Source organism: Halomonas flagellata (genome assembly GCF_022487945.1).
Taxonomy (GTDB): Bacteria; Pseudomonadota; Gammaproteobacteria; order Pseudomonadales; family Halomonadaceae; genus Halomonas; species Halomonas flagellata.
In genome coordinates this window covers 35,463-59,495 of record NZ_JAKVPY010000022.1, presented here as the reverse complement: position 1 = coordinate 59,495, position 24,033 = coordinate 35,463, and the positions used below count along the sequence as shown (strand labels likewise).

11 protein-coding genes are annotated in these 24,033 nt (G+C 61.7%); all 11 read right to left on the bottom strand.

Going from position 1 to position 24,033, the window contains the following annotated elements; genetic code table 11:
• Positions 1-5: 5 nt before the first annotated feature.
• On the bottom strand, positions 6-1,385 hold the full coding sequence (locus MKP05_RS16510) for an ATP-binding protein (protein WP_240569316.1): 1,380 nt from the start codon (positions 1,383-1,385) through the stop codon (positions 6-8).
• Entirely contained in the window at positions 1,382-3,610 is a 2,229-nt protein-coding gene (locus tag MKP05_RS16505) for a tellurite resistance TerB family protein (protein WP_240569315.1), read from the bottom strand. Before MKP05_RS16505 ends, MKP05_RS16510 begins: the two co-directional genes overlap by 4 nt.
• Positions 3,611-3,803: 193 nt before the next feature.
• A complete protein-coding gene (locus tag MKP05_RS16500) occupies positions 3,804-5,936 on the bottom strand; it encodes a DEAD/DEAH box helicase (RefSeq protein ID WP_240569314.1) in 2,133 nt (710 codons plus the stop codon).
• Complete coding sequence (gene brxD, locus MKP05_RS16495) at positions 5,933-7,252, bottom strand: BREX system ATP-binding protein BrxD (RefSeq protein WP_240569313.1); 1,320 nt, start codon at positions 7,250-7,252, stop codon at positions 5,933-5,935. Before brxD ends, MKP05_RS16500 begins: the two co-directional genes overlap by 4 nt.
• 10 nt (positions 7,253-7,262) lie before the next feature.
• Positions 7,263-10,103 carry a BREX-2 system phosphatase PglZ gene (pglZ, locus tag MKP05_RS16490; protein ID WP_240569312.1) on the bottom strand — a complete coding sequence of 947 codons (2,841 nt, stop codon included), beginning with the start codon at positions 10,101-10,103 and terminating at the stop codon, positions 7,263-7,265.
• On the bottom strand, positions 10,103-13,822 hold the full coding sequence (locus tag MKP05_RS16485; RefSeq protein ID WP_240569311.1) for a DUF6079 family protein: 3,720 nt from the start codon (positions 13,820-13,822) through the stop codon (positions 10,103-10,105). Before MKP05_RS16485 ends, pglZ begins: the two co-directional genes overlap by 1 nt.
• A gap of 19 nt (positions 13,823-13,841) precedes the next feature.
• A complete protein-coding gene (gene pglX / locus MKP05_RS16480; protein WP_240569310.1) occupies positions 13,842-17,555 on the bottom strand; it encodes a BREX-2 system adenine-specific DNA-methyltransferase PglX in 3,714 nt (1,237 codons plus the stop codon).
• Between the two features lie 32 nt (positions 17,556-17,587).
• Positions 17,588-18,217 (bottom strand): retron Ec78 anti-phage system effector HNH endonuclease PtuB, encoded by a 630-nt coding sequence (ptuB, locus tag MKP05_RS16475; RefSeq protein ID WP_240569309.1) that lies wholly within the window; start codon positions 18,215-18,217, stop codon positions 17,588-17,590.
• Complete coding sequence (locus MKP05_RS16470; protein WP_240569308.1) at positions 18,210-19,571, bottom strand: AAA family ATPase; 1,362 nt, start codon at positions 19,569-19,571, stop codon at positions 18,210-18,212. The genes ptuB and MKP05_RS16470 overlap by 8 nt, the downstream gene beginning before the upstream one ends.
• A gap of 11 nt (positions 19,572-19,582) precedes the next feature.
• Positions 19,583-23,755 (bottom strand): BREX system serine/threonine kinase PglW, encoded by a 4,173-nt coding sequence (gene pglW / locus MKP05_RS16465; RefSeq protein ID WP_240569307.1) that lies wholly within the window; start codon positions 23,753-23,755, stop codon positions 19,583-19,585.
• The gene (locus MKP05_RS16460; RefSeq protein ID WP_439109002.1) at positions 23,752-23,958 is read right to left on the bottom strand and encodes a helix-turn-helix domain-containing protein; all 207 of its coding nucleotides are present in this window, start codon (positions 23,956-23,958) and stop codon (positions 23,752-23,754) included. Before MKP05_RS16460 ends, pglW begins: the two co-directional genes overlap by 4 nt.
• Positions 23,959-24,033 lie beyond the last annotated feature (75 nt).

The following is a 24,033-nucleotide window of genomic DNA, read 5'->3' as shown; positions in this document are numbered from 1 at the left end:
CTTTCCTACAACTTGAATGTCGCAAAGCTGTCATCGTCCTCATCTTCATCCCCCTGACTGGCAACCTCGCTGGCGGGCGCCGGTGCTGGGGGCACCTCAGGTGAAGGTGAGCCACTTTGCGATGAAGGCGCCTCGGGGATCTGGTCGGGCGACTCCGACGCCACCTCCACCCTCTTGACCAAGCTGTCCCAGCTCACACCGGGATTCTGCTCGAGCAGGGAGAGGAACTGAGTGAACTCCTTCACCGAGTTGCGAGGCGTCTTGAAGTAGGCGTCGCCGATCTGGCTATGGCAATGGTCAAGGAAAGCCTCGAGGCCCTCGTCAGGCAGCAGGTCCTTGCCCGACTCGCCGCGGGCGAACACCCGGCGAATGTTGACCAACAGCAGGTAGAGGTCTTCCTGGGTGAGGTTGGTGAGACGGATCACCGGCCCAGATAGATCCACCAGCCCGTCGCGGGCGAAGCGGTTCTCGGCAAGACGCGACTGGAGCGCTTCATAACTGTAGAGCCCCCGACGAGGGTCCATCAGAAACTCAGGGGTCCCACCGAACATCACACCTAACCCTTCGGTACTGCCCTGCAGGGCATCGTTGACGATGCCGAGAATCTGCTCGTAATTGGCGTTGCGGGCCTGGCTATTGGAGAGCTTGTAGAGGTTAACCATCTCATCAAGAGTGACCAGCAGCCCCTCGAAGCCCGCCAAGCGAACAAACCGGGCCATCAGCTTCAGGCTCTGGTAGACGTTGGCATCGTCGATGATGGTCCTCACCCCCAGCGCCTGACGCGCCTCGGTCTTGGTGCTGAACTCCCCGCGCAGCCACTGGATCGCCGCCTGCTGAAGCTCGACATTTCCAGTGTCATGGCCCCGCCAATAGGCTTGCACCACCTCGGCGAAGGCATAGCCGCCATGCATCTCCATTAGACTGTCGAGGCCCACCTTGATCGCCGCCTCAGGACTGATGCCCGCTTGGTCGGCCTGCTGCAGGGCCTGGGTGACAAAGCGCTCGGTGACACTCGCCAAGGCTCCACCGTCAGGCTTGGCCCGAGTCGCCATATTGCGCATCAGCATGGCGTACAGCGCCCTCCCCTGCCCGCCGGTGGCATGCAGGCGCCGGTCGGGAGAAAGATCTGCCGACACTGTAACCAGTTTCTTCTCTCGGGCAATCGACCCCACCAAGTTGAGAAAGAAGGTCTTGCCCGAGCCATACTCCCCGATGATGAAGCGGACCGCCGAGCCCCCATCGGCGAGAGTGGCGATATCTGAAATCAGGGCCTTGAGTTCTGCAGCTCGCCCAACCTGGATATGCTGTTGCCCAACACGAGGCACGACCCCTGTCCGCAGGGAATTCAGGATCGCTTGCCTTTCACGCTCACGTAATCGACTCACCCTCTCATCTCCTCCAGAATCTCATTGTCTACCACCAGTGCCCCACCGGCCTCTTCGATAACAGGGGCATCGGTCAACTCGAAAGCGGCCTCGTTAATGCGGTCCAGGGCACCAGCCAGCATCAACTTCAGCTCCGCGGCCATGGCTTCGGCCTCTCCTCGAGGTAGCCCGTCCGCTTGTTGGGCGATCGCCACCAGGAGGGAAAGATGCGCGGCGTCGAGCCCGCCCATGTGCCCAGCGGTCGTGCTGTCCTCCTCGGCCGGTGCCTCGGACGCTCCGTCCAGTATTTCCTGAGGCTTCTCCCCACGAGGCGCAGCTGTTCTGTCACCTTCCCTTGGCGAAGCTTGTTCACCGAAAATTCCATGCAGCACGTCGGATATGTGCTCAGTTTCCTGGCGTTTGTGTTGTATGGCCTCCGCATCCAGGGGCTTTCGCTTCGATGATGCCGGGTCTGGCTCAGCCGGAGGAGCAGGAATACGGAACCCCGTAGCGTTGACGCTGGCTGGCCGAACCAAGGTAGGTTCCGCCATCGCTGAGTGGATTTGCGAATACAAGGCCTCCGGATCCCGGCCCAGCAGACTCGCAGTGCGCCTGAGCTTCTTGAGCTCATGGGTATCGACGACACCATCTGCACTGGCCAACCTCACAAGCACCTGCTCGAGCTCGGTCCGATCCTCATGGCTCATGCCATCCACGCGTTTACGCATACCAGCGAGGGTCGACTTCCTTCCCATCTCCCAGAAGAAATAAGCCTTGAGATGCTGTGTCTCCAATGATGTCAGCGAACTGAATCCACCTAAGAAGTCATCGATGACGGCGGTATGTCGATCGGTCAGGCTATCGGCCTGACCGTACAGCACAAAACCCGCAAGCCGCATGACCACGGCAGCGTGCTCGAAATCCTCACTCGGCGGAAGCTCGCTCGCTCCCTGAACCGCAAAGAGGATGCAATCGCCTTCTAGATCGGGCACCGCACCGGTATAGCGCACATCCGGCTCCAAACCAATGCCAGATTGTTCTAGGAAGCTGGTCAACCCACGCATGCTTTTCGCGCTTGGCTTGCTGGCACTGGAAAAAGCTTCGTCTAGCGTCAACTCAGAGAAAGGCACTCGACAAAAAGCCTGACCATCCAGACGCTGTCTCAACGTACTCTCCAAGACTGCCACGTCATCGGACTTTCTCAAGGCGGCAAGCTCTGCCGGCAGCAGTGAAAGGGCCTCGAGACTCTCCTTACGTTCAGGGGAACGGCCAATGAAGCGGCTATAAGAGGCCAGCTGCTCACAACAGGTGTCGATCAACGTGGCCAGCTTTTTGGTGGGTCCTTTCAGGATAGAGATGTTTGGCAGTTCCAAAGGCTCAGAAACATGCCTCAGTCCGGGACTAGCGGGATGGTATTCAGCCTTGATCATTGTCTTGTTTGGCTTCACGACGATCCCATCGCCATGGCGCTCACGATAGAGAGCTCTGAATAGCTCTCGGAGCTCACCGGTACAGCGTTCGGCGACCTTGCGCTGCCGAAACTGGAACTGCGGATCTTGCATAATCCATGCGTAGGCCCACTCAGCAGTGATAGGCCGCTGATTAATCGAGAATATCCCCAGATCAACCTGCAAGGAGAGAGGCACGTGGGGAGCATACTCATTTACTACTGGAGGCTCGCCTGGCTGGTCCAACGACACTCCTCTGATCCGAAGGAAGTCGAGCAGACCGTTCGCATACCCTCGGAAGCTACGACTGTGGTCGTAGACAGTCAGCAATCGCTCGATCTCGGCAATCAGATCACGATATTCCGCCTCATCGAACCCTGGGTCTATGGCATCAACGAGCAGACGCCTCTCCAATCCGTAGAAATACAGGAACACAAAGCCCATAGGGGCCTCGGGATCGTCACGGTCAGTTGCCAGGTACTGCAGATAGCCCGCTCGCGCCTGGGGTCCGATGCGATGGTACTGAGGCCAATATCCAAGCTCGAAATCTTGGAGGTCGGTTCTTCCCGAGTCTACCGTTAAGTCAGGGTTTACTAGTGCCGGTTCGACGCTAAAGCCGTTCCCCGCGGCAAGCCCACTACCCATAAAGATGCGGCCCCGCGTAATCGTAACGCCGCACACAGTTCTACTGGTGCCGGCTGGCACCCAGCAGCTCTGCGCGGTAACATTCGCGTTCGGCAAGTGATCGTCGTCCTCGTCATGTTGGCCATAGCGCACCTCGATAGTGAAGCGCGGCATCGGGTCTGAGTGTCCCCGGGACGATGAGCGGGTTCCAGGGGGTCCGTTTCCACCTTTACGCGTCCCCCCGAACAAGCGGCTTAGGAACCAGATCCCCCCAATGGTGAAGATAATGAACCATATCCCGTCCACATGCCTTCTCCCTGCTCGTTATCGTTCTCGCTTCACAAACCAACGTATCATTTACCTGATGTCATGATGAGGTATTCCCAGCATGAATATAGGAATTGATCATGACCATCCGCCTCGCAGAAAGCTTTTCGTGTTGACACGCGCAGGAGTACCGCGTGGATAGCTCTGCATCTGTTAGATCCTGAGGCAAGCACTCCGCAAACTTCAACTCCTGTATAAATCCTACATCCAGCGGCACCTTCACTCCTTCCTTTCCGTTGGCATCCAGCAATTTCAAGATTCGCTCCTTTAACCTAGCAGTATCGACGACCTTGCTGAGCGAAATCGCCAGGTTATCGGAGCTGACCTTGTCAGCCAGGTCACCCAAGGCGTTGGCCATGGCCGCATTGAATACAGCCCCTGTGAAGGTCCACCAGGTAGCATTCCGATCGTTATCGATCAGTACCGTGGTCTGCCCCGACTCCAGCCAGCCGAATTCCTCACGCAGCTGGTCAAGCAGCCCCTCGGCACGCTTTGAGTACCCATCAGGGATTTCTTCAGAGAGCAGCTCGGCTTCGATGGCTTGGCAAAGGGAAAAGTGCATGGGTTGTCCCGAGCCTAGCCACTGTGAGCGGCCCTTTAGTTCCGTGGGCTCCACGAAGGCTCGTCGTCTTGGCCAGTCCACGTAGGTGGTAGACCAGTTCCTTCCTCCCAGAGTGAGCAGCGTCGGACTTTCTGAGTCGCCCACCGCAAACGTCAGCTCATGCACCTCGCCGAGCTCTTGCTTGCCGTGGAACACCTTCACCATCGGGGGAGTCGTGAAGACGGAGACCAGCTCCATGAAGTGCTGATAGCCGAATGTCCGTTCACCGCGATCGCCGATCCCCAGCAGGCCACCGTCACTGTGCAGGATGCCGGTCTCCAGCATGTAGCGCTGCACGGCGTTGCGCTGCTCAGGGGCAATCCGCTCGAAGCCGGGCATCTTACCGATCCAGCGCTCGATATCCGCCTTGATGATGCCACGCTCCTGCAGACACAGCGCCATGATCTGCTGGGCATAAATGTGCAAAGGGAGCGGGGGTGGCTCAACGGGTTCCACAAAGCCCGAACGCCAGAGTGAGAGCAATCCGATGCTTCTGAGGAAGGCCTCTTCGGTTGTCGCCAGAAACAGGCAGTTCCGTGCCACATCGGCTCTGCGCCCGGTGCGTCCGATGCGCTGCAGGAATGAGCTAACGCTAAAAGGTGCATCGACCTGAATCACTCGGTCCAGATCGCCGACATCGATACCCAGCTCCAGGGTGCTGGTTGCCACGATGACGCAGTTCGCCCCCTCGGCAAAGGCGCTCTCTGCAGCTTTGCGCTCCTCGAGGCTGAGGCTACTGTGTGAGACGAAGGTGTTGACGCCCAGGCCACGCAGCTCCATGGCCAGCAGTTCCACCCGAGATCGGCTATCGACGAATACCAGCCGCTTCTCACCCCGGTGCAGGCGAGAGATGACGATGGCGGCGTTCTTGAGTGAGCCGACCCAATCGAGCTCCACCTCTGACGATTTTGTTACCTCCGCCAACGGATTGATGACACTGCGCCGAGCGCTACAGCCACCAGCCAGCCACTCACACAACCCTTCTGGATTGCCGACCGTCGCAGAAAGACCAAGCCGCTGGACTTCCTGGCCCGACAGGCCCTGGATACGTTCGATGAGGGAAAGCAAATGCCAGCCTCGGTCATCCCCGGCGAAGGCATGCACCTCATCCACGATCACGCTACGTACCCGACCCAGCAGCCAACGGTGGTCGATGCGAGATGAGACCAGCATCGCCTCCAGCGACTCCGGCGTGGTCAGCAGGATATCCGGGGGCTCCGCGACAATCTTCGCCTTGCGCGACGCACTGATGTCGCCATGCCAGAGCGCCACGCTGCGACCCAGCAACCCAGCGTAGTACTCAAGGCGTGGCAGCAGGTTGTTGAGCAGCGCCTTGATCGGGCAGAGGTAGAGGACGCTGATACCGTCCCAGTTTTCCGAGAGCATGCGTGAGAGGACAGGAAAGCACGCCGCTTCGGTCTTACCGCCCGCCGTGGGTGCCAGGAGGATGGCATGCTCCCCGCTCAGTACCGGCTCGATGGTCGCCTCCTGCAAGGGCCGAAGACGCGGCCAGCCCAGGCTATTGACGATATGGTGCTGAAGCGCCGGATGCAGCCGGTCGAACGCACTCATAGATCCAGCTCGATATCATCCGTCGAGTCGGCCCGCCGGGCCGCTCGCTCGACAGGCGACAGCTCGGTGTCGGAAATCGTCAGGGCATAGTGCTGTCGCGGGTCGAACTCGTCGAACTGGTCGATGCGGTCCAGCACCTCCCCTACCAGCTTCTTGAGGAAGATCCGTGGGGCGATGCCGATCTTGCCTCCTAGGTCACCAGTCACCGCCATCGCCAGGCTCTCGACGTAGGCATCATCGGCCCGAGTACGGATACGCTCAGGCACCTCGCTGTTGGCGGCATAAAGGTCGCGTACCTTGCAGCCCACCTCCTGGAGCAGGTCGGTGTCGAAGCCCTTCAGCCGGATCTGCACGGCCCGCGGGTTTTCGAAGCGAGCGTCCGTTGCGAAGTCCACCGCCAGACGCTGGGCAAGAGGCGGCAGGCGCTGCACGCCCATGGGTCCTTCGAAAAATGCCGTAGTGCCGGTCATCACCAGGTAGAGCCCAGGGAAACGACCGCTGTCTATCTCGTCCATCAGCTGTCGCAGCGCGTTGAGGCTCTTGTCGCGCACGTCTCCCCGCATGCGCTGCAGCGTTTCGACCTCATCGAGTACCAGCAGCAGCCCGGGATGCCCGGAGTCCTTGAGAATGGTCAGGATGCCCTGCAGGAAGCTCAGGGCACCGAAGTGATCGATGTCGCCCTTGATGCGCGCATAGCGTTTGACCGCGGCGGCAATGTTGGGCTGCCCCGCCATCCAGGCCAGCAGCCCATCGGCGATCTCCTCTTCGCCCTCCAGCAGCGCCTTGCGGTAGGCGCGCAGCGTCAGGGAGAAGGCCGGCGCCGAACGCACCACCTCACCTAGGCGCTGCTCCATCAACCGGTCGGTGGCCTCGACCAGGGCTTCCACGTCATCCGGGTCGATCGACTGCTGGGACAGCACGTCCTCTTCCAGGGTATAGAACCAGGATTCGATGATGCTGCGGAAGGCTCCCGTGGGTGAGTCTGCTGTGGTCAGTCGCTCCATCAGCCGGCGATAGACGGTCTCCAGGCGATGCAGCGGGGTCTCGGTCTCGGAGACCTGCACCTCGGCACACGCGAAGCCGAGGCCATGGGCTCGCTCGCGCAGCCAGCGGCTGACGAAGGTCTTGCCGCTGCCATACTCGCCGCGGATCGCCTTGAACACGGCACCGCCTCGAGCCACCTTGGCCAGCTCATCCTCGAAGGCCTGCTCCAGATGGCCCAACCCCACCGCCAGGGCATCCAGGCCGTATTGGGGCACGGTGCCCCGGCGTAACGCATCGATGATGTCCTGGCGGCGCTGGCGGCTGATACTCACGGCGTACTCCTTACAGCTCAAACTGAAGTTTGAGCGATTCCTTGTCCAACACCACGGTACGACTTTCCCGGTCAGTCTTCAGCACCGGGTAGCCATCCACGTTGAGAATCTTCTGCACCGCGGAGAGGAAGCCGCGCAGGCGGATGCTGGGAATCGCCAGGTGCTTGGCCACCTGAGTCTCCATGGCACTGCCCTTGCCCTGGTCGAGCAGCTCCAGCAGGCGGCGTATCTGTTCATTGGTCACCGGCACCCGCCCAGCACGCTGGAAGCTCTGCTCGAAGACCGGTGACGCAAACAGGTCATCGATCCAGCTGCGTGTTCCCACAGGCTCGACGGAGAGACGATGCTCCGGCTCCTCGACAGGAGCGCTATACACCGGTGATGCCTCTTCGAACAGATCCGGCATGGAGGTATCGGGCTCGGCGAGCTTCTTCGTCTTGCGCCCCGTCTTGGCAGGCCTCGCCGACGCTTCGGCAGGTGACTCGATCCCTGAGCCAATCGCTTCGCCACCCTGTAGCTCGTTCTGCCACCAGCTCGGTAGGCGTCGCGGCAACTCGCGCCACCCTGGCATGCCCGCCGGGTCGCTGGCACTGATATAGATGCCCAGGGGAATCACCACTTCCTGCAAACTGCCGCCGCCGTGATAGCCACGGTTGCGGCTCTTGGTGTAGCGCAGCTTCTCCGACCAGGGCACCACGGCACGCTGAGATGCGGTCAGGACGCGGGACCCGCTGACCTCGACCTCCTGCTCGCTGGGCGCGGCGCCCTCCTCGCGGTAGCGCTCGCCGTTGTGGGTCTCGACCTGGGTCTGGGCAAACTGGGAGTCATGATCCAGCACGTGGCCATGATCACTGGTGATGACCACGGCGCGTCCACCCTCTCGCGCGGCCTCCAACACTTGGCGCAGCATGGGAAGGGTCGATTGCAGGTTCCAGTGCACCACGACCTGGGAACTGCTGGAGAGCTGATCATCGATGGCGTTGATCACCACCCCGACCATCTTGTGTTCGGTACCGGCGATGCGAGCTCTGGCCTCGGCTGCCAGTCCACCACTCCCCGGCTGCTGAATGTCCTGCTTGTGCAGTAGCACCGGCGGGAAGCGGGTCGACAGTTGCTGTCTCAGCTTGTTGTGGCCGGCGAAGGCCTGTTTCTCCTGAGCCGCATTGCCTCTCGCCAACGCACCGGACAGCAGCGAGCAGCGGCTGAACTCAGTGGCCGAAGGTAGCGCGGAGACCAGACAGCGCGACGGAGGGTCGGCCTGTTCACTGACCTCAATCCACCCATAGGCGGTCAGATCCTCCTGCAGCTCTCGGTAGACCGCCTCGTTCATCCCATCCAATACCAGAAGCAGCGTCGGCTTCTTCTCGGCCAGGATCGGTGCTACGACCCTCTCCAGAGCGCGCTCTACTGGTACTAGGGCCGGAGGCAAGGTGTCTCCACGGGCAACGGCCGGGAGATGCCGGGCAAAGCCGCGGTTCTGCTGTTCACGGCGCTGGGTGACAGCCTCGGAGAGCGCGGCGTAAACACGTGCCAGGGCCTCGTGATCTTCCCCTGCCCAGAGCTGGGTACGTGCCCAGTCGACGAAACTCCCGTCAGTGATGTACTGGCTGAGCATCTGCGGCGCTGTCCCGTTTACGGCGGAGGGTGTCTTTCCCAGCCAGCGCAGCAGCCGCAGCGCCATCTCGGCGCGGCGCATCTGGTCATGGCGCTGGGTTTCATGGGCCAGCGTATGGGCCTGGAGGCGCTCCCAAGCCAGTTCGGCCTGGGCCACTAGCGGCGGCTTAGCGCCTTTTTCCAGGGCCTTCTCGAGCTTCAACGCAAAGGCATCTAGGCGCTGCGTCAGCGCCCCCGGCAACAGAGGCGAGATCCGCAGGGCCGGCATGAAATCCAGGCTGGCCAGGATCTGCTCCGCCTGGCTCAGGCTCGCGCTGACCGTTATCAGCCCCTGCTGGCGAAGCAGCGACTGCGCCGTTTCCAGCGCCTCGCTGCCGAAAGCCTTAAGCACCTCTGGGGAGAACTTTCGCCCATCCAGGTAGCGCTCGATGAACCGCCCGCGCCCCGAATAGATCACCGGGGCGGTCATCTCCTCGGCGCCTTCCAGCTCTTTCGCGTACATCACGCTGCAGGCCAGGCCCACGGCCAGCAGCTCATGGGCATGGCACTCTCGCAGCAGCGTCTCTACTACCGCGCCCACGAGCGGCAACTGGGGTGCTAGCCATTCCCCCAGGTGCTCACGAACGCTCTCGGGCAAGGCCTCGACTCGAGGCTTGGCAGTGTCCTGCAGTGACCAGCGGAACAGTGCCGGCAGCTCAGGCTTCGCTTCGGTGTAATCCAGAAAGCCCCAGGCCAGCGCCTGCCACGCCGTCTCCTGATCCAGCACTTCGCCGAACACGATATGACCCTGAAAACGATTGAAGCCGTTCAGGAGAGCGTCGGCCATCCAGCGGTGGTGGCGTTGCAGCCGGGGATCGATGTACTTCACCTGAGCCAGCTGTTCCAGGGTTCGCCAGGGGCTGATGCGTTGCGGCTCGTTCTTCCACAGACGAGCCAGCACATCCTTGCCCAACTGGCTTTGATCCAGGTTGGCCAGGATCACCAGCTTCTCGGGCCCCTCCTTCTCTGGCCCTTCATGGGAGACCAGCGCTTCACGTATGGCGAGCTCGGAGGGGCACCAAACGAGCTTGACCTCCTGGGAACCAACCTGACGAGTCTGCACCTCAGGTTGCAGTGGGTCGCGCCACATCAGCGCCACCCTATCAGCGCAGGGATCACGCTGAAGGATAGCCTGCAGCTGGTTGTAGATCGCACCAGGCAGCGTATCGGCGTGTCGAGTGAGTCGCGTGGCCGGCATCAGACATCGCATCCTTCACGGGTCGTGATCGTAAAGTCCACATCCAGGACCTGGTCATCCGACAGCTCGGCCTCGAGCTCGGCAAACAGCTGCTTGGCCTGCTGGCGAGTCAGCCCGCGGCGCTGCTCCTGGCGTACCACACGCTTGGTGGGCCCCGTCCCCGTGCCGCCGTCTCCACCACCAGGCGGCTTCGGCGGATCAATCACGGGTGGCGTCGGCGCAATCAGCGCAGTGGCATCCTCCTGGGCCCGCTCCAGCACCGGCCCGATCGCCTTGGCCAGTTCGTCCGCCTTGAGCGCCTCGATCACACGCTCCTCGATGGCCTGCGCCTCTGCGTTGCCCCCCTTCCAGATCTTTTCCAGCAGGGTCCAGTTGTTATGCTTGACCCGGCTGGCTACCTCCTGGGCGGTCTTGAGGCTGCGCCCCAGTGCCTGATCCGAGCTGGGCGCCTGGCAATCGGCCAGTGCCTCGATGAGCGCCGTACCTTCACAGTCATGCAGCTCGTTCATCAGCGACAGGGCGTACTCTGCCGTGGCCAATCGCTGCCCCTGATCGCTGACGCCAAGCTGGGCAAGCCGGTGACGCAGCACCTCGACCAGCGCCTCGGCGCTGGGCACATAGGCCTCTGCCTCCTCACGCACTTGCTTGACCAGCTCATTCTGATGGTTGGCGGTCCGCAGCTGACTGCGCAGTGTTATCCCGAGGATCGCGCCGGCCTTGTCGAGTGCACCCTTCCACACCGCGGGCTCGGCCAGCTCCTGCTTGCTCAGCACCAGGTTATCCGGCAACTCCTTGCCCTTGAGGCCAGGGTCGTACTCTTGGCCATGTAGCTGACAGGCATAGTGGCCGTGCTCCATGAACACCAGGATGAGCAGGTTCTGCACCTCGACTGGCAGGCCCTTGGGCTCGAGGTGATCGATGGCACTGCGTAGCTGAGCCACATTCAGAGAGGTGTTGCCCTGCCCCATCTTTGCCAGGTTGGTGCGCAGCAGATTGGGCCAGGTGTCCTTGAAGACAAAATGACGTTCGTGCATGGTGCCGAGCCCCAGCGGCTCGGCGATCTTCTCCATCAAGCCACGCAGCGAGCCCTCCACGTCGATGCGCCCGTTGGGTGCATGCACCGCACGCCGCATCTCCGCCAGCACCTTGCCCAGGTCGTTCACCCGCACCTCAGTTTTGAACTCGGGGTGCTCGGGGTACTGGAAGCGCAGCGCCTGATCGAGCAGCTGCTCGAAGGCCTGGCCGAGGTTAACGCCGTGGGGCAGGCGCGGCTTGAAGCTCGGCTCCAGCGACATCACCTGCTCATCGAGGGTCGTAGACTCATCAAGGCTGCCTGGCACGGGGCTGCTAGCACCATAAGCACCAAGCAAACAGTCTTTTAAGCGCTGCTGCAGCTGGCTACGCTGGTTCTCCAACAGGGTGCGGGCCTGGGCCCGGTCCACCGGCGTCAGGTGTTTGCTGAAGGAGCTGAAGCGGTCATCGCTCTTGAGCACGTAGTCGAGCCGCACCAGGATGCCAAGGTCGCGCTGGGCCGACCGGCTGAGAAAAGAGGGCAACCAGCATAGAGTACGAGTGGTATTGCCAGTATCAAGATAGTCCTGGACGCGAGCACGATCGTCCGCCGGCGTGTGGCCACCGGTATCGAAGGGGAAGTCGACAATCAGCTTCCAGTCGTCGCCATTGGCCTCGAAGATGTTAAAGTCGTCGATCTCCCAGACGTTCTGGAACAGCACGTCGACGTGTCGCCAGGTACCCCGCCACAGCCAGCGATGCTCGATGAAAAGCTGGCCTTCTGCATTAATACCAAAGGCCTCGTAGACGAGATCCTTGATCATCTTGCGGCGTGAGCCGTCGTTGTCGTGGATCTGCGCCTGCTCGAGGATGCTCTCGGTATCGACCCCGGCGATCTGAATGGCGATGGTCGGGTTATTGCTATTGTCGGTGATCTTGATTTCACCGACCTGGCCTCCCCATTTCCTGCAGCGGGTCATCACTGCCTGGGCCTCACGGCCGGGAATCGGTGACTTGATGGTGCCGTGGTTGAGGGCGGCCAGCTTGTTGGCCGTCAGCTGCTTGAAGCACTCCACTTCCGGCACCAGCGCCGCCAACAGCAGCGTCTTGAGCAGCCGCAGGTCGTTGTTGAACGCCCGGGCCTTGGCATCTCCCACCGGCAGCGCCTTGAACTCGGCGTAGCTGATCTCGTGCTCGGCTTCGAGAAGCGGGATCAGCTTGCGCTCGAACAGCTGCTTGGCGTTCTCGAAGTGAGCACGCATCTGCTCGGAGAAGGGCTCCGCCTCGGAGGCGATCACGTCGTAGAGATCCCCCACCGGGATCACCCCGCCCAGCTCCAGGGTGTCGCGCTGCTCCACCAGCAGCATCAGCATCACCTTCAGGGCGGTCCGCTCGCGCTGCAGCGCCGAGGAGAGCGCCACCAGGGCCTGGATCAGCGCCGGGCTGAAGGGATAGAGCTCACGGAACATCTCCCGATCGCCCTGGGTGGTCAGCAAGATGTTGTGCACATCCTCGCGCAGGCTCTTGTCGATGGCATCAAAGGCCTGCTGGATCTGCTGACGTGCGGCTTCATCCTTGGGCTTGAGCAGGCGCCGCTGGGCAATCACCGGCAGGTTGCGGTCTTCCAGGGTGATGGTGTGGAAGCGCCCCTCCCAGTACTTCAGGGAGTCACTCAGTGCTACCTGGCTCGCCCCCACCGCCTGATCGCCGACGAACTCGCGCAGGTCGCGCTGGCGGGCGATAAAGCTGGCCACGGGCAGCGCACGGGGCTCGCTGGGCTCGACCAGCTTCACGACCTTCTGGATGTTGTTGGCAATGAACTGATGATCGGAGATATGGCTGGCCAGCCACAGGATCAGCTCATCGAGGAACAGCACCACCGCATCGTAGCCCAGCGACTTGGCGTGCTGGGTCATGATGCGCAGACCCTCGTCGAAGTCGACGTAGCCGACCTTCTCGCCTGACTTCAGCTCGTCGCTGGAGGCGTTGGCCAAGTCGCTCATGGATTGGAAGAAGGTGCCCACCAGTGCGGAGACCAACGCGGTGTGGTCCTCCATGCTGGCCCGCCCCTGCAGTACCGCCTCGAAGCTCTGAGGCGTCCAGCGCTCGTCGCCCACCTCACCCCAGCCATCGTCATTAGCTGGGCCAGCGTCTTCCTGGTTGAGGAGCTCAAAGAACTGGTCGTCGCCCAGTCTTCTACGCATGCCCTCGGCATCACGAAACAGGCGGTCGCTCAGATAGAAGCCCGGCTGGGGAGCCTCCGGATGGCGCTTCTTGATGTAGCGCACATAGCCACCGAGGATACCGGCCTCGATGCTCGGCGCTCCGATCATGTGGTAGGGCACCAGCAGGATGTTGTGCTGCTGCAGCCAGTCGTCGTGCCGGCTGATAGTAGGCGCCAGTTCCTTGATCGCCCGCGCCTCGGTGTTGCCCTGCAGCAGCAGGTGCAGCACCGCCATGAAGTGCGACTTACCGCTACCGAAACTGCCGTGGAGGTAAGCGCCCTTCTGGCGATTCTGGTTGTCCGCCACGGTGCTCTTAATGAAGGCCAGGGCCTCATCGAAGGCCTTGGCCAGCTGCGGGGTCACCACATACTGGGCCAGGGTCTGGTGAACGGCGTCGCCCTCCAGCCCCTGGGAGAGGTTGAGCACGAAATCCCCACGCTGGACCTTCTCGGGGATCTCGATCAGCTCTTTGATCAGTGTCATCGGTACCTTTCCTTCCCTGTCAGGCGCTGGTGGTCTTGCGACGGCGGCCACGCTTGGCGGCCGGGGGCTGCCAGGCCAGCAGGTCGTCGCGAGTGAGTTCGAGCTGACGCAGCTCCTCGAACAGGAAGCCCTCGTAGAAGTCGCCCATGCGCTCGCCATACTCAGGGTCCAGCTCGTTGTGCCACTGCTTGAGCCAGGGAATCAACTCTTCCAGGGCCACCAGCATAGGCATCAGCTTATCGGCCTCCCAGCCGTCCTGGTCCTTGCGCTCCATGTACCAGCCGGCGATGGACTGGGCACGCTGCAGGTGATCCAGGCCGGCCCAGCCGATGACCGGTGTGCTATCACCGGGCTTCTCGCAGCCGGGCAGGCTGAAGAAACGCTCCTTGGGCACATCAAGCTTGCCGCGCAGCGACCAGTAGCTGCCCCTGCGGAAGTCGGTGGCGGCATATTTGGGTGGCACCGGGATGGTGCCCACCTCTGCAGCCTTTTTGGCCTCGGCCTGCTTCTTGGCAGTCTCATGGGCCTTCACCTTCTCGGCATTCTCGGCGTCTTCGGGGCTCAGCGGCTCGGCCACGCCGAACTCGGCATCGATGGCGTCTTCCTGGCGCTGCTTGTCCCATGTCTCCTGCCAGGCACGAAACTTCTTCATTGCCGCAGGCTTGAGGCGCGCCGGGGCCATCTGCGGCACCTCGTCGACGGCGATCAGCTCGGTGACCAGCTGCTGGGCATCAAAGAGCGGGTTGTCGGTGTAGAGCTCGGCGACCTGCTGGAACTTGTCATCGTGGCGCACGCGGTCGGTCAACTGGGCGCCGGTGATCAGCTCGGGGCCAAGAGCCTTGGATTCTTCCTCCAGAGAATCTAATAGCCATTCTTTACAGGCAACTCTTAACTCATCTGATCGAGCGGAATGGTTGAAGAGTCCCTGACGGCCAATCCAGCGGCGCTTGTATAGGGGATCCTCAACCACACGCAGAGATTTATTATCGCGAATCGCCTGCATCCGCTGATGCCACTTATCCTGCATGTCTTGTGGCCAATAGCTGGGTATGCCATCGGGCACATCAAATCCTTCCTGATTGAATCCAGAAAGGATTTCAAAGGGCCGCTCACCAGGTGCCAGCTCAGAATCCATCCAACCGATAATATTAGAAATAAGCGATTCATCGCAAATCCCATATGCACAGTACAGCCGCCAGTCGAGCTCTTCCTGTATCAGAATCAAACGGCTCCGCAAAGCGATCCGCTCTGCAAGTGCCTCCTGCCAAGCTTTTTTAGGTGACCCCCCTTCTTGAATGGCTTTATTCAGTACACTTTTCGCAGAAAGTCTAGTGATGGCCTGTGAGATTTGATCAGCATGCCTAGTCAAAGTCCGCAAGAATTTATGAAAATTTTTATCGTCGATGCATGTGGGTATCGGCAGGTTTTTTAGCTGAGTCCCAGCAAACTGGAACGGCACTTTTGCCTTGGAGTCAACACGAACACCATCTCCACCAGTCATTTGCTTCTGGTGGCTAACCTGCTTCATGTAAAAACACGCCGTAGAGCTATTAAGCAATCCCAGCAGAAACAGGTGGTCGTCTTCTGATGCATCCGCTGGCAACTTTATTACTGGTGCGGTACGGTTGAAGACCTTACCACCACGATCGAAATAAAAATGATTATGGCTAGCGACCTCCGCAAAAACGATAGAACGTGGAATCTTGAACCTTTCAACAGGTATTTGACCAAACTCATACCATGGCTTATTTGCTTCTCGATACGTTTGACCACCGAAAACTTTTCTTGAATAAAGTATTTCACGATAAGGCCACATGAAGACTATAGCAGACTGAAGCCTTCTCGGATGCAAGGTAGAGACATTATTGTCGTAGGGAAATATCACTTCTAAAGACGATTCATGCCCCCAATCCCTTACCTCTTCACCAACTCCAAAATTTCTTCTTAATTCTTCAAAAACACCGAAGCGCCGGAATGTTTCTTTATTTTGAACAAAAACATCATCTTGCTTGGTGATACACACAAACCCAATCGCCAATAAATAACTATCGAGCTGACTGGAGCTTTTAGATTCTATCAATTCTTTTATCTCTAAAGCACCTCCACCACCAACACTCCAGGGATGCGTCGCATAGAGCGCTCGTCCCTGCTCTGTAGAACTCACATAGTCATTCTCACTGCCAGGCTTGTTCAGCAACTCTACAATGGATTGCCATACATTGCCCTGTGCCGCGTCCTCAGGAGTGCTGGGCTCGCCTCTTATGCCCAAGACGGCTCGAATCTGATCAAGCCTGGACTGCCGGTTTCGCGCAAAGAGAATCACCGTCGGGGTGCCATGCCCCGGGATATAGGCACCCGACGTGTCGATGACGTGCGTTAGATCCTTCTTCGGCAGGTACTCTTCGATCAGTTTCTTGCCGAACTCCCGCTTCATAAAGCTGTTGGAAGTGATCATGCCCATATAGCCTGCTGGCCGGCTGCCTTCCGCGGGTAACGTAAGATCAAAGAAACGCTCCGTGAAGGGGACGCCCAGAGAATACTGCCGATGGCAGGTCGGATAAAGCGCTCGATAGGCCGCATTCAGCGCCTGATCCCTGACCACGATATAGGGCGGGTTGCCCACCACCACATGATAGCGCTGCCCAAGAATCTGGTTCAGCTTGGTCAGATCCTCCGTCTCGAAGGCGTGCTTGAGCGAGTCATCGAAGGTATCCAGCTGCAGGCCCTGGCCTTGGGTCTCATGACGCTTGCCGTGCAGCAGCGAGTCACCCACCGCCAAGTGGAAATCGAAGTCCGGGGCGTTGCGGATCTTGTTTGAGCCTGCGGCCTTGAGCGCGGCGATCAGCAGGCGGAACTTGGCCACGGCGATGGCGTAGGGGTTGATATCCACCCCATGCACCACATCCAGGGCCCGCTGCGCTAGGTGGCGAGCGTTGGTGGCCGGCTCCTGGCGCTGCCAGGCGTCGAACACTCGCTCGAAGGTGGTAAGCAGAAAGTGGCCACTACCACAGGTCGGATCGATTAGGCGAAGCTCTTCTAAGCGAAAGGCTTCCATTGCCGGCTTTAAGGTGTAGTCGAGGATGAACTCCTCCACGAACTCCGGCGTTTGCAGCAGCGCATAGCGCTTGCGCACTGCCTCGGAGAGGTCCTGGTAGAGGTCACCCAGAAAGCGGGTGTCCCACTCGGGGTCGGTGAAGTCGTGCACCAGCTCGCCGCTCTCCGGGTCGATGCGCTGAAAGAAGTCCACCAGGCGCTTGGCACCGTCGTCGGAGACCGGGATCTGCCATAGGGGGTTATGCCGCGGGTCCAGCAGCGCATCGATCACCGGGTACTGGTCGAGCTCGCGAAACAAGTCACGCAGGTACTCGCGCTCGGCGTGGGCAGGGTACTCGCTGAAGTGGTGGGTGATGCGCTCCTTGGCATGGGCCAGCGGGCGGCTACCATCCTCGCGGGATACCGGACCGGAGAGCACCGGCTCATCCAGCAGGCCGTTGTCCTCCAGGAAGCGCACGAACACACAGGTCAACACCCAGGCCGCTGCGGCCTGGGTGATCTGCGCCTCCCGCCAGGCGATGAAGTGCTCGGCGGTACGGCCGGCCTGTACGGCCTTGTCGTACTCCTCCTTCAGGTGCTGGCCCAGCTCTACGTGGCGCTCGCTGTACTGGAGGATATCCTCTTCGATCTTGGGTAGCTCGCCCTTGAGGTCGCTCAGCAGCTTCTCGCGATCAATCATTCCCTGTTCCCTACGTAGTCGTTGTGCAGCACTCAGTGCGCCGTCAGCAGATGCCGGATGGCCGTCTCGAACGGTTGCCCGGCGATCGCCTCGAGTTCTTCGTGGAGGTACTCGAAGTACAGATCTTCGTCCAGCTCAGTGCATTCCAGCAGGTCCTCCACCGTTCCGAGGTAGCCCTGCACTGCCGACCGGCGCATCTGGCGCAGGGCGCCGCGCTCATGATCGAGGTTGAACACACGCAGCGTCTCTTCGGAGCGGTGGCGCTGCCTTTCTGTCAGGTCGTTGCGCGGCACGATGCGGCCATCAGCCAGAAACTGCAGATAGTTATCCGGATCGTCGACATCGGGCTTGAGGATATCGCCATCACGATAGGTGGTTCTGTCTTTGCGCCGGCCACAGCTATCGCTCTTATCGCAAGAACCAAACAGGTTGTCCCACTGGAAGGTTCCCTGAGGGTAGCGGGAGCGCTGGCGGAAGTGCTCGATATGGCGTCGACCTTCGGGAAGGCCAGACTCGCAGTAGGCGCAGCGTTGTCCCTGCATGGCATCCAACTGCTGCCATATCTCGCGTTTCTCCGCCACGCTGATGCGCCGCCAGTCCTGCGGACCCTGCTGGTAGCGGGCAAGGCAGCCTGGTGCTGCGGGTCTTTCCAGCTTATGCATCCGATGCGGGCTCCCTGCCTTTCATCCTCCGCTTCATCGATTGAAAACGCTGCAGCCGCTCACACTCAATCATCACCGGATGGTCCGCGCCGAAATGCGCGATGAGCTGTGTGTAGAGCTCTTGCGCTGGCTGACTCTCCTCCTGGCCCTGCTCGATCATCTGGCGATAGTCGTCCAGCAGTCGGGCTTCCTTCACATCGGGGACCGGGTAGATGCCCATGATCCGCGAGAGCGTTTCCACGCTGGACACGCCGCGGGTCTGGAAGTCCGGCTCGATGGCCGTCCAGGCCCACTCCTCGCGCGCTTCATCCCACTGGGTATCGATCAGGCGGATGCACTCTCGGGAGACCGTGGTCAGCACCTGGGGGCTGTGGGTGGTGACGATGAATTGCACCTTAGGGAAGGTGGAGGCGAGGCTCTGGATAACCCGTTGCTGCCAGGCCGGATGCAGGTGCAGGTCGACTTCGTCGATTAGCACGATGCCCGGCGTTTCCCCCGCGGCGTCGGCGCCGAGGTGGGGGTTGAGCTTGGCGCAGCGCCAGGCCATGTCGGCGACCATGGAGACCATGGTGCGCACGCCGTCGCTGAGCAGGCTGACCGGCAGGATGCCCTGCCCTGCCTGCTGCATGGCCAGCTCTTCGTGGGTCAGGCTGTAGTGGATGCCGGACCAGCCCTCGGCCTCGAGTACCTTGTCGACGGCACGCAGCACCGCGTTGAGCTGACCGACCAGCCGCGAGGGTTCGCCCTTCTTGAGCTCATTCTGCTGCAGGGTGGCCAGGGTGGCCTTGCCCATCCACTCCTGCAGCTGCAGGTAGTTGGAGGCCGAGGTCAGGCAGTCCTCGTAGCCCAGGGTACGGCTCTCGCTGAGCACCGCCTTGCGCTTGAGGTTCTTGTGGGTCCGCCACAACCGACCGGTACCGTAGTAGCTCACCAGGGGCAGGGTGACCGATTCCAGGTCACGCACCTGCTGCATCAGCCTCTTGCCGTGTTGTGCCAGGGGAGCGGCATCCTTCACGGTGGTGCGGTTCTTGGGGCCAGTTAGCTCACGGGCAATCAAGGTCGACTGATCGTCTTCCAGGCCGGTGAGCGTAGCCGCCACGCGTACCGGATATTGCTGCTCCTGCTCGGCATCCTCGCCCTGACGCCGATACCGCGCATCGGAACGCTCGATATGACGCCCCTTGCCCATGTCGAAGGCGCCGACGAAGGAGCCCAGCAGAACGGCGAGGGCATCCAGCACGGTGGTCTTGCCCTGGCCATTGCGGGCCACCAGTACCGTCAAGCGCTCATCCAGCGTGGTCTCGAAGTGGGCGAGGTGCCGGAAGTTCTCCAGCGATAGCTGTGTGACTTTCATTGCCTCGCTCCTTAGGCCACAGCCACGCTGGCCATGGTGTCACTCTCCAGCCAGACGCTGGGAATCCTTGCCCATTCACGCGTGCCGGCCCCACGCGGAACGGTCACGCCATCGATGGTGGCGCCATCGTGCTGGGCATCGGCGGCGATCAACAGCAGCAAGGCATGAGTGGTGGTGCCATCGCCAGCAGAGGTCACCAGCTGCTGACGCAGGTCGTTGAGCCAGGTGGTGACCAGCTCATAGCGGGCCAGCAGGCCTGGCTCGGTGAGCAGCACCGGTTGGCCGGCCTGACGGATCTCATCGGCCATGGCCGGTAGCACCCGGGCCACCAGGCGCTGCAGGTTCTGCCAGTCGCGGCTGGTACGCTCGGCAGCATCGGCCTTGAGCACCACGGACCAGTCCGGCGGGCGCTTCATGCCGTCGCACAGCTGATGTAGATGGCGCAGCAGCAGCTCGTCGAAGCTGATCAGCGTCAGGGGGTAGTTGGCCCGCAGCTTGGCCTTGGCCTGCTCCCACTGACGCGGCCGTACGGTCAGCGCCAGGAAGCGAGCCCCTTCCAGGGCGTTGTCGATCGACTGCTCCAGGGCCTTGACGTCCTGCAGGGTGACACCAGGACCTTCGTCGCTGCTGCTGAGGTGGCTCTGGCTCAGGCTGCGGCTGCCGCTGGTGCTGAAATTGGCCAGCGGCAGGCAGTAGGCGCCCCGCCGCTTGCCGGGAATCTCGTAGTCACCATCCCAGTCGAAGCCCATGTCCAGGCTGCGAATCAGGTCGTCCAACTGGGGCCTGCCCGGCAGGGGTTCAGCCATGGGATAGCGACCCTGCACGCGCTCCTGCACTTCCTTCATGGTCAACGCCTTGCTGCCGAGCAGCGCCCCTTGAGCCAGCTCCAGCGCACGCTGGGCCTTCATGCCGATGGGATAGAACTCGGCCCGGCTGGAGAGGGCCGCCCTCTGCGATGCCGCTGCCGCCAGGCGCAGCAGGCGGGCATTGCTCAGGCCCATGGAGATTTCGGGTGCGGGCACGCTGCGCACCTTGTCGAGGGTACGACTGGGCGACAGCAGGGTCTCTTGCTCCGCGCACTCGTCGGCCAGCTGCCCCAGCGCCTCGGCGTAATCGGCGAGCTCCTCGCCGCGCCCCAGCACATTGTCGGCCAGCACCAGGCGCCGGCCGATGCGGCGGATGATCCAGCGCGGCTCCTGCTTGGCGAGCTCGGTGTCCACAGCGGCACGCGCCACGGCCTGGGCCCAGCGCTCCCGCTGGGGGCTCTCCTGCAGGGAACCACGGCGCAGCAGCAGCGCTTCGGAGATCTCCAGTGCGGTGATCACGCCGCCGTTGTCGGCCAGAATCTCGGCGATCTCGTCGCGGACCTCGGTGATCGCCTTGTTCTTGCTCCACAGGGCAATCACCTTCTCCTGGAAGGCGCGCACCTCACTGGTTTCGAGGCCAGTGTGGGCGCTGATGCTGAGCATGGTCGGCCAGTGCACCGAGTGGCTGTCGCTGGGCTTGTCGCCATCCAGGCGCCCCAGGTACTCGTTCAGGAACTGCTCTCGTTGGGGGTCGGCACGCCGGGAGGGCATCACCATGCCGAACAGGCGATCGATGCTAGCGTGCTCATCGCTGCTCTGGACCTGCTCGCGAGACTGCTGCTCGGTCTGCAGCCGTTCCTGCAGGGTGCCGATCGCCTCGGAAAGATCCGCACGGGTCTGGCTGCTGGCGCCGACCCACACCCTCACCTTGCTGCGGTTCAGCCCAATCAGGTCGGAGACGGTGTTCACACCGCGGCGGGTAAGCGCATCCAGGGCGGCGGCGGAGAGCGGCAGCAGGCCGATCTGAGTATCGAGCGAGGCCTCGTCGAAGGGACAGGTGCCGGATGCCTCGACGCGAGGGAACTGTGTGGCGGGCTGGGCATTGAGAAAGACCAGCCGCCACTCCTTGAGCATCTCCTCGGCATTGGCGAAGCGCTTGCGCACATCGCGGGTCAAGGCCTTGTGGAAGAAGGTCGTTAGCCGATCGCGCACGTTGGGATCAAACACCGTGCTGTCGATCTGAAGCTGACCCTCGATCAGCGCAGGAAGCCCGCTATCCCCAGCCCAGCCCGGCAAGCTGCCCGCCGCCATTTCATAGAGCGTCAACGCAGCGGCGAAGCGCTCGGCATAGTCGTCCCAGCGGCGCCGGCCAGGATCCCGGATGAAGGGGTCCATATAGGCCAGGGTGCCAGCGGTGATATTGTCGGCACCCGCATTGGAGAGCGAAAAGTCGAACATCACCAAGTGCAGCTGGCTGCCGCCCAGCTTGAGCAGCCCCAGGTTCTCCGGCTTGATATCGCGGTGGAAGATGGCGTGGTCTTCCAGGTGCACCAGGGCACCCAGCAGGTCCTCGCCGAAACGCTCGAGCATCCCAAGCGGCACGGCTCCTTCGCGCCGCAGGCGCTGCGCCAATGTTCCTTTGTCGGCATAGTCGAGTACCAGGCCGACATGCCCATCCAGCTCGACCCTCTCGTGATAGCCGACGATAGCTTGGTGACGCAGGCTGGCCAGGGTATTGGCCTCCTGCTGCAGACGCGTATTGTGGTCCGGCGTCACCGCCAGCTTGAGCACCCGCTCCTGCCCCCGGTAATCCACCAGGAACACCACCGACGACGCGCCCTTCCCTAGCCGCTTGATGACGCGAATGCCCTCGGCCAGCAGCTGCTCGGGTTGAGCCTCGGTGGGTGATACCGGCACTTCCCCCTCGGCATGGGCGAGCGACTGCTCCAGCGTGTCGAGCAGCTCAAGGAACTCCTCCACGGAGTCGATGCGGCTGCTGGCGTTGGGATGAGTGGCGTACTGCACCAGATACTGCATCTCGGGGCTGGCCCCGTTAAGCGCATCGGTGACCTGCAGCCCCTTGCCGTGGCTCAGCTTGTCCTGCAGCTCCAGGTCGCTCTCTGCCGGCTTGCTGCCGGTGAACAAGTGGTAGGCGATGGCCCCCAGGGAGAAGACATCCATCTGGACCCCGTCGCCCTGGCCCTGGTGAGCCTCCAGCGCCACGTAGGGCCCAGCTTCCTCGCGCACCAGGTAGGTCAGGTGGCTCAGCACGCTCAGTTGCTGGGTGTCGCTTTCGAAGATGCGGGTCGCCGTGGACCAGTTGGCGATCTTGCAGCGCAGCTCGCCATCGGGGAGCTGCTTGACGTAGACGTTCTGCGGGCTGAGGGCGCGATGGTAGAGACGCTGCCCATGGGCGAACTTCACCGCCTCGGCGATCTGTCTTATCAGGTCGATGGCCTGGAGCGTGTCCAGGCGACGCATGTTGTTACGCAGCAGCAGGTCCAGGCGGAAGGCTTCAGGGTCGTGCTCATAGACCAGCGCCGGCCCGTGGTCATGCTGCTGAAGGTCCAGCGCGCGCAGGATGCCGGGGTGCTCGATGCCTTCCAGGATGCGGAACTCCAGCTCGGCGGCCTTCTGCAGCCGCCTGGCCTCCTCCGCCGGACGGTGCTGGGTCAGATAGATGCGCACCTTGCGGGCCATGCCCACATCGAGGTGCCGAGCCAGCCACTCCTGGTAGTAGTCCGACTCGTCGAACAGCTCGGTCAGCTCATACTGGCCGACGCGTCGCAGCCGCTTAGATTCCTTGATCCCCGCCTCCTCCATGGCCCGCGACAGCAACGTAGCCACCGGGCGCGTCATGACCCGATGCGGCCAGTCTTCGTGCATCTCGGTCAGCGTCGCCAGCACGTCGTTGCGCGTGCAGACATTGATGCGCGCCGGACCCTCCAGGCGAGTGGTCAGGTTCTCCGACGAGAGGAACACCATGGAGGTGATGAAGGGGATCCGTTCCTTGTTGGTTCTGCGGCTGGAGGCCTGCGCCTGCAGCAGTGACGCCAGCTTCTTGGCCTTGCGGTCGGCCAGCAGGCGCGGGTTGTCGAACGACTGCCGGCGACCGTCCCGCTTTACCTGGACCCAGGTGCTGGCATCGCCGCTCAGCTCACCGCTGTGCGATTTCACCTCAACCAGGAAGCAGCCCTTGGGCGTCAGGACCAGCAGATCGATCTCGTTGATGGAGCCATCCTGAGCGATGAACTCGAAATTCGACCAGGCCCGGTAGGGATCGTGATCCGGCAGCGACTCGCGCAGGAACTCCAGCGCCTCGCGCTCCCAGGCGTAGTCGGAGGGAGTGATCTGCTTCCAGTGGGTGGCCATACTCATGACTCACCACCCTGACCTGCCTCAGCACCGCGGGCGGCACCAGCTGGTGAGCCAGTCTGCTGGCTGATCCAGTGATCGATATCCTGAAGGCGGAAACGCCAGGCGTTGGCGACCTTGAAGGCCGGCAGCTCGCCCTTGGCGGCGAGCCGGTAGACAGTCCGCTCGTGGACCTTGAGGTAGCCTGCCACCTCCTTGATGGTCATGATCTGCTCTGTCATCCCTTGCCCGGCCTGTCAAAAGAGTTCAATCCTGGGCAGTTTAGTCATAGGTTAGAGGGC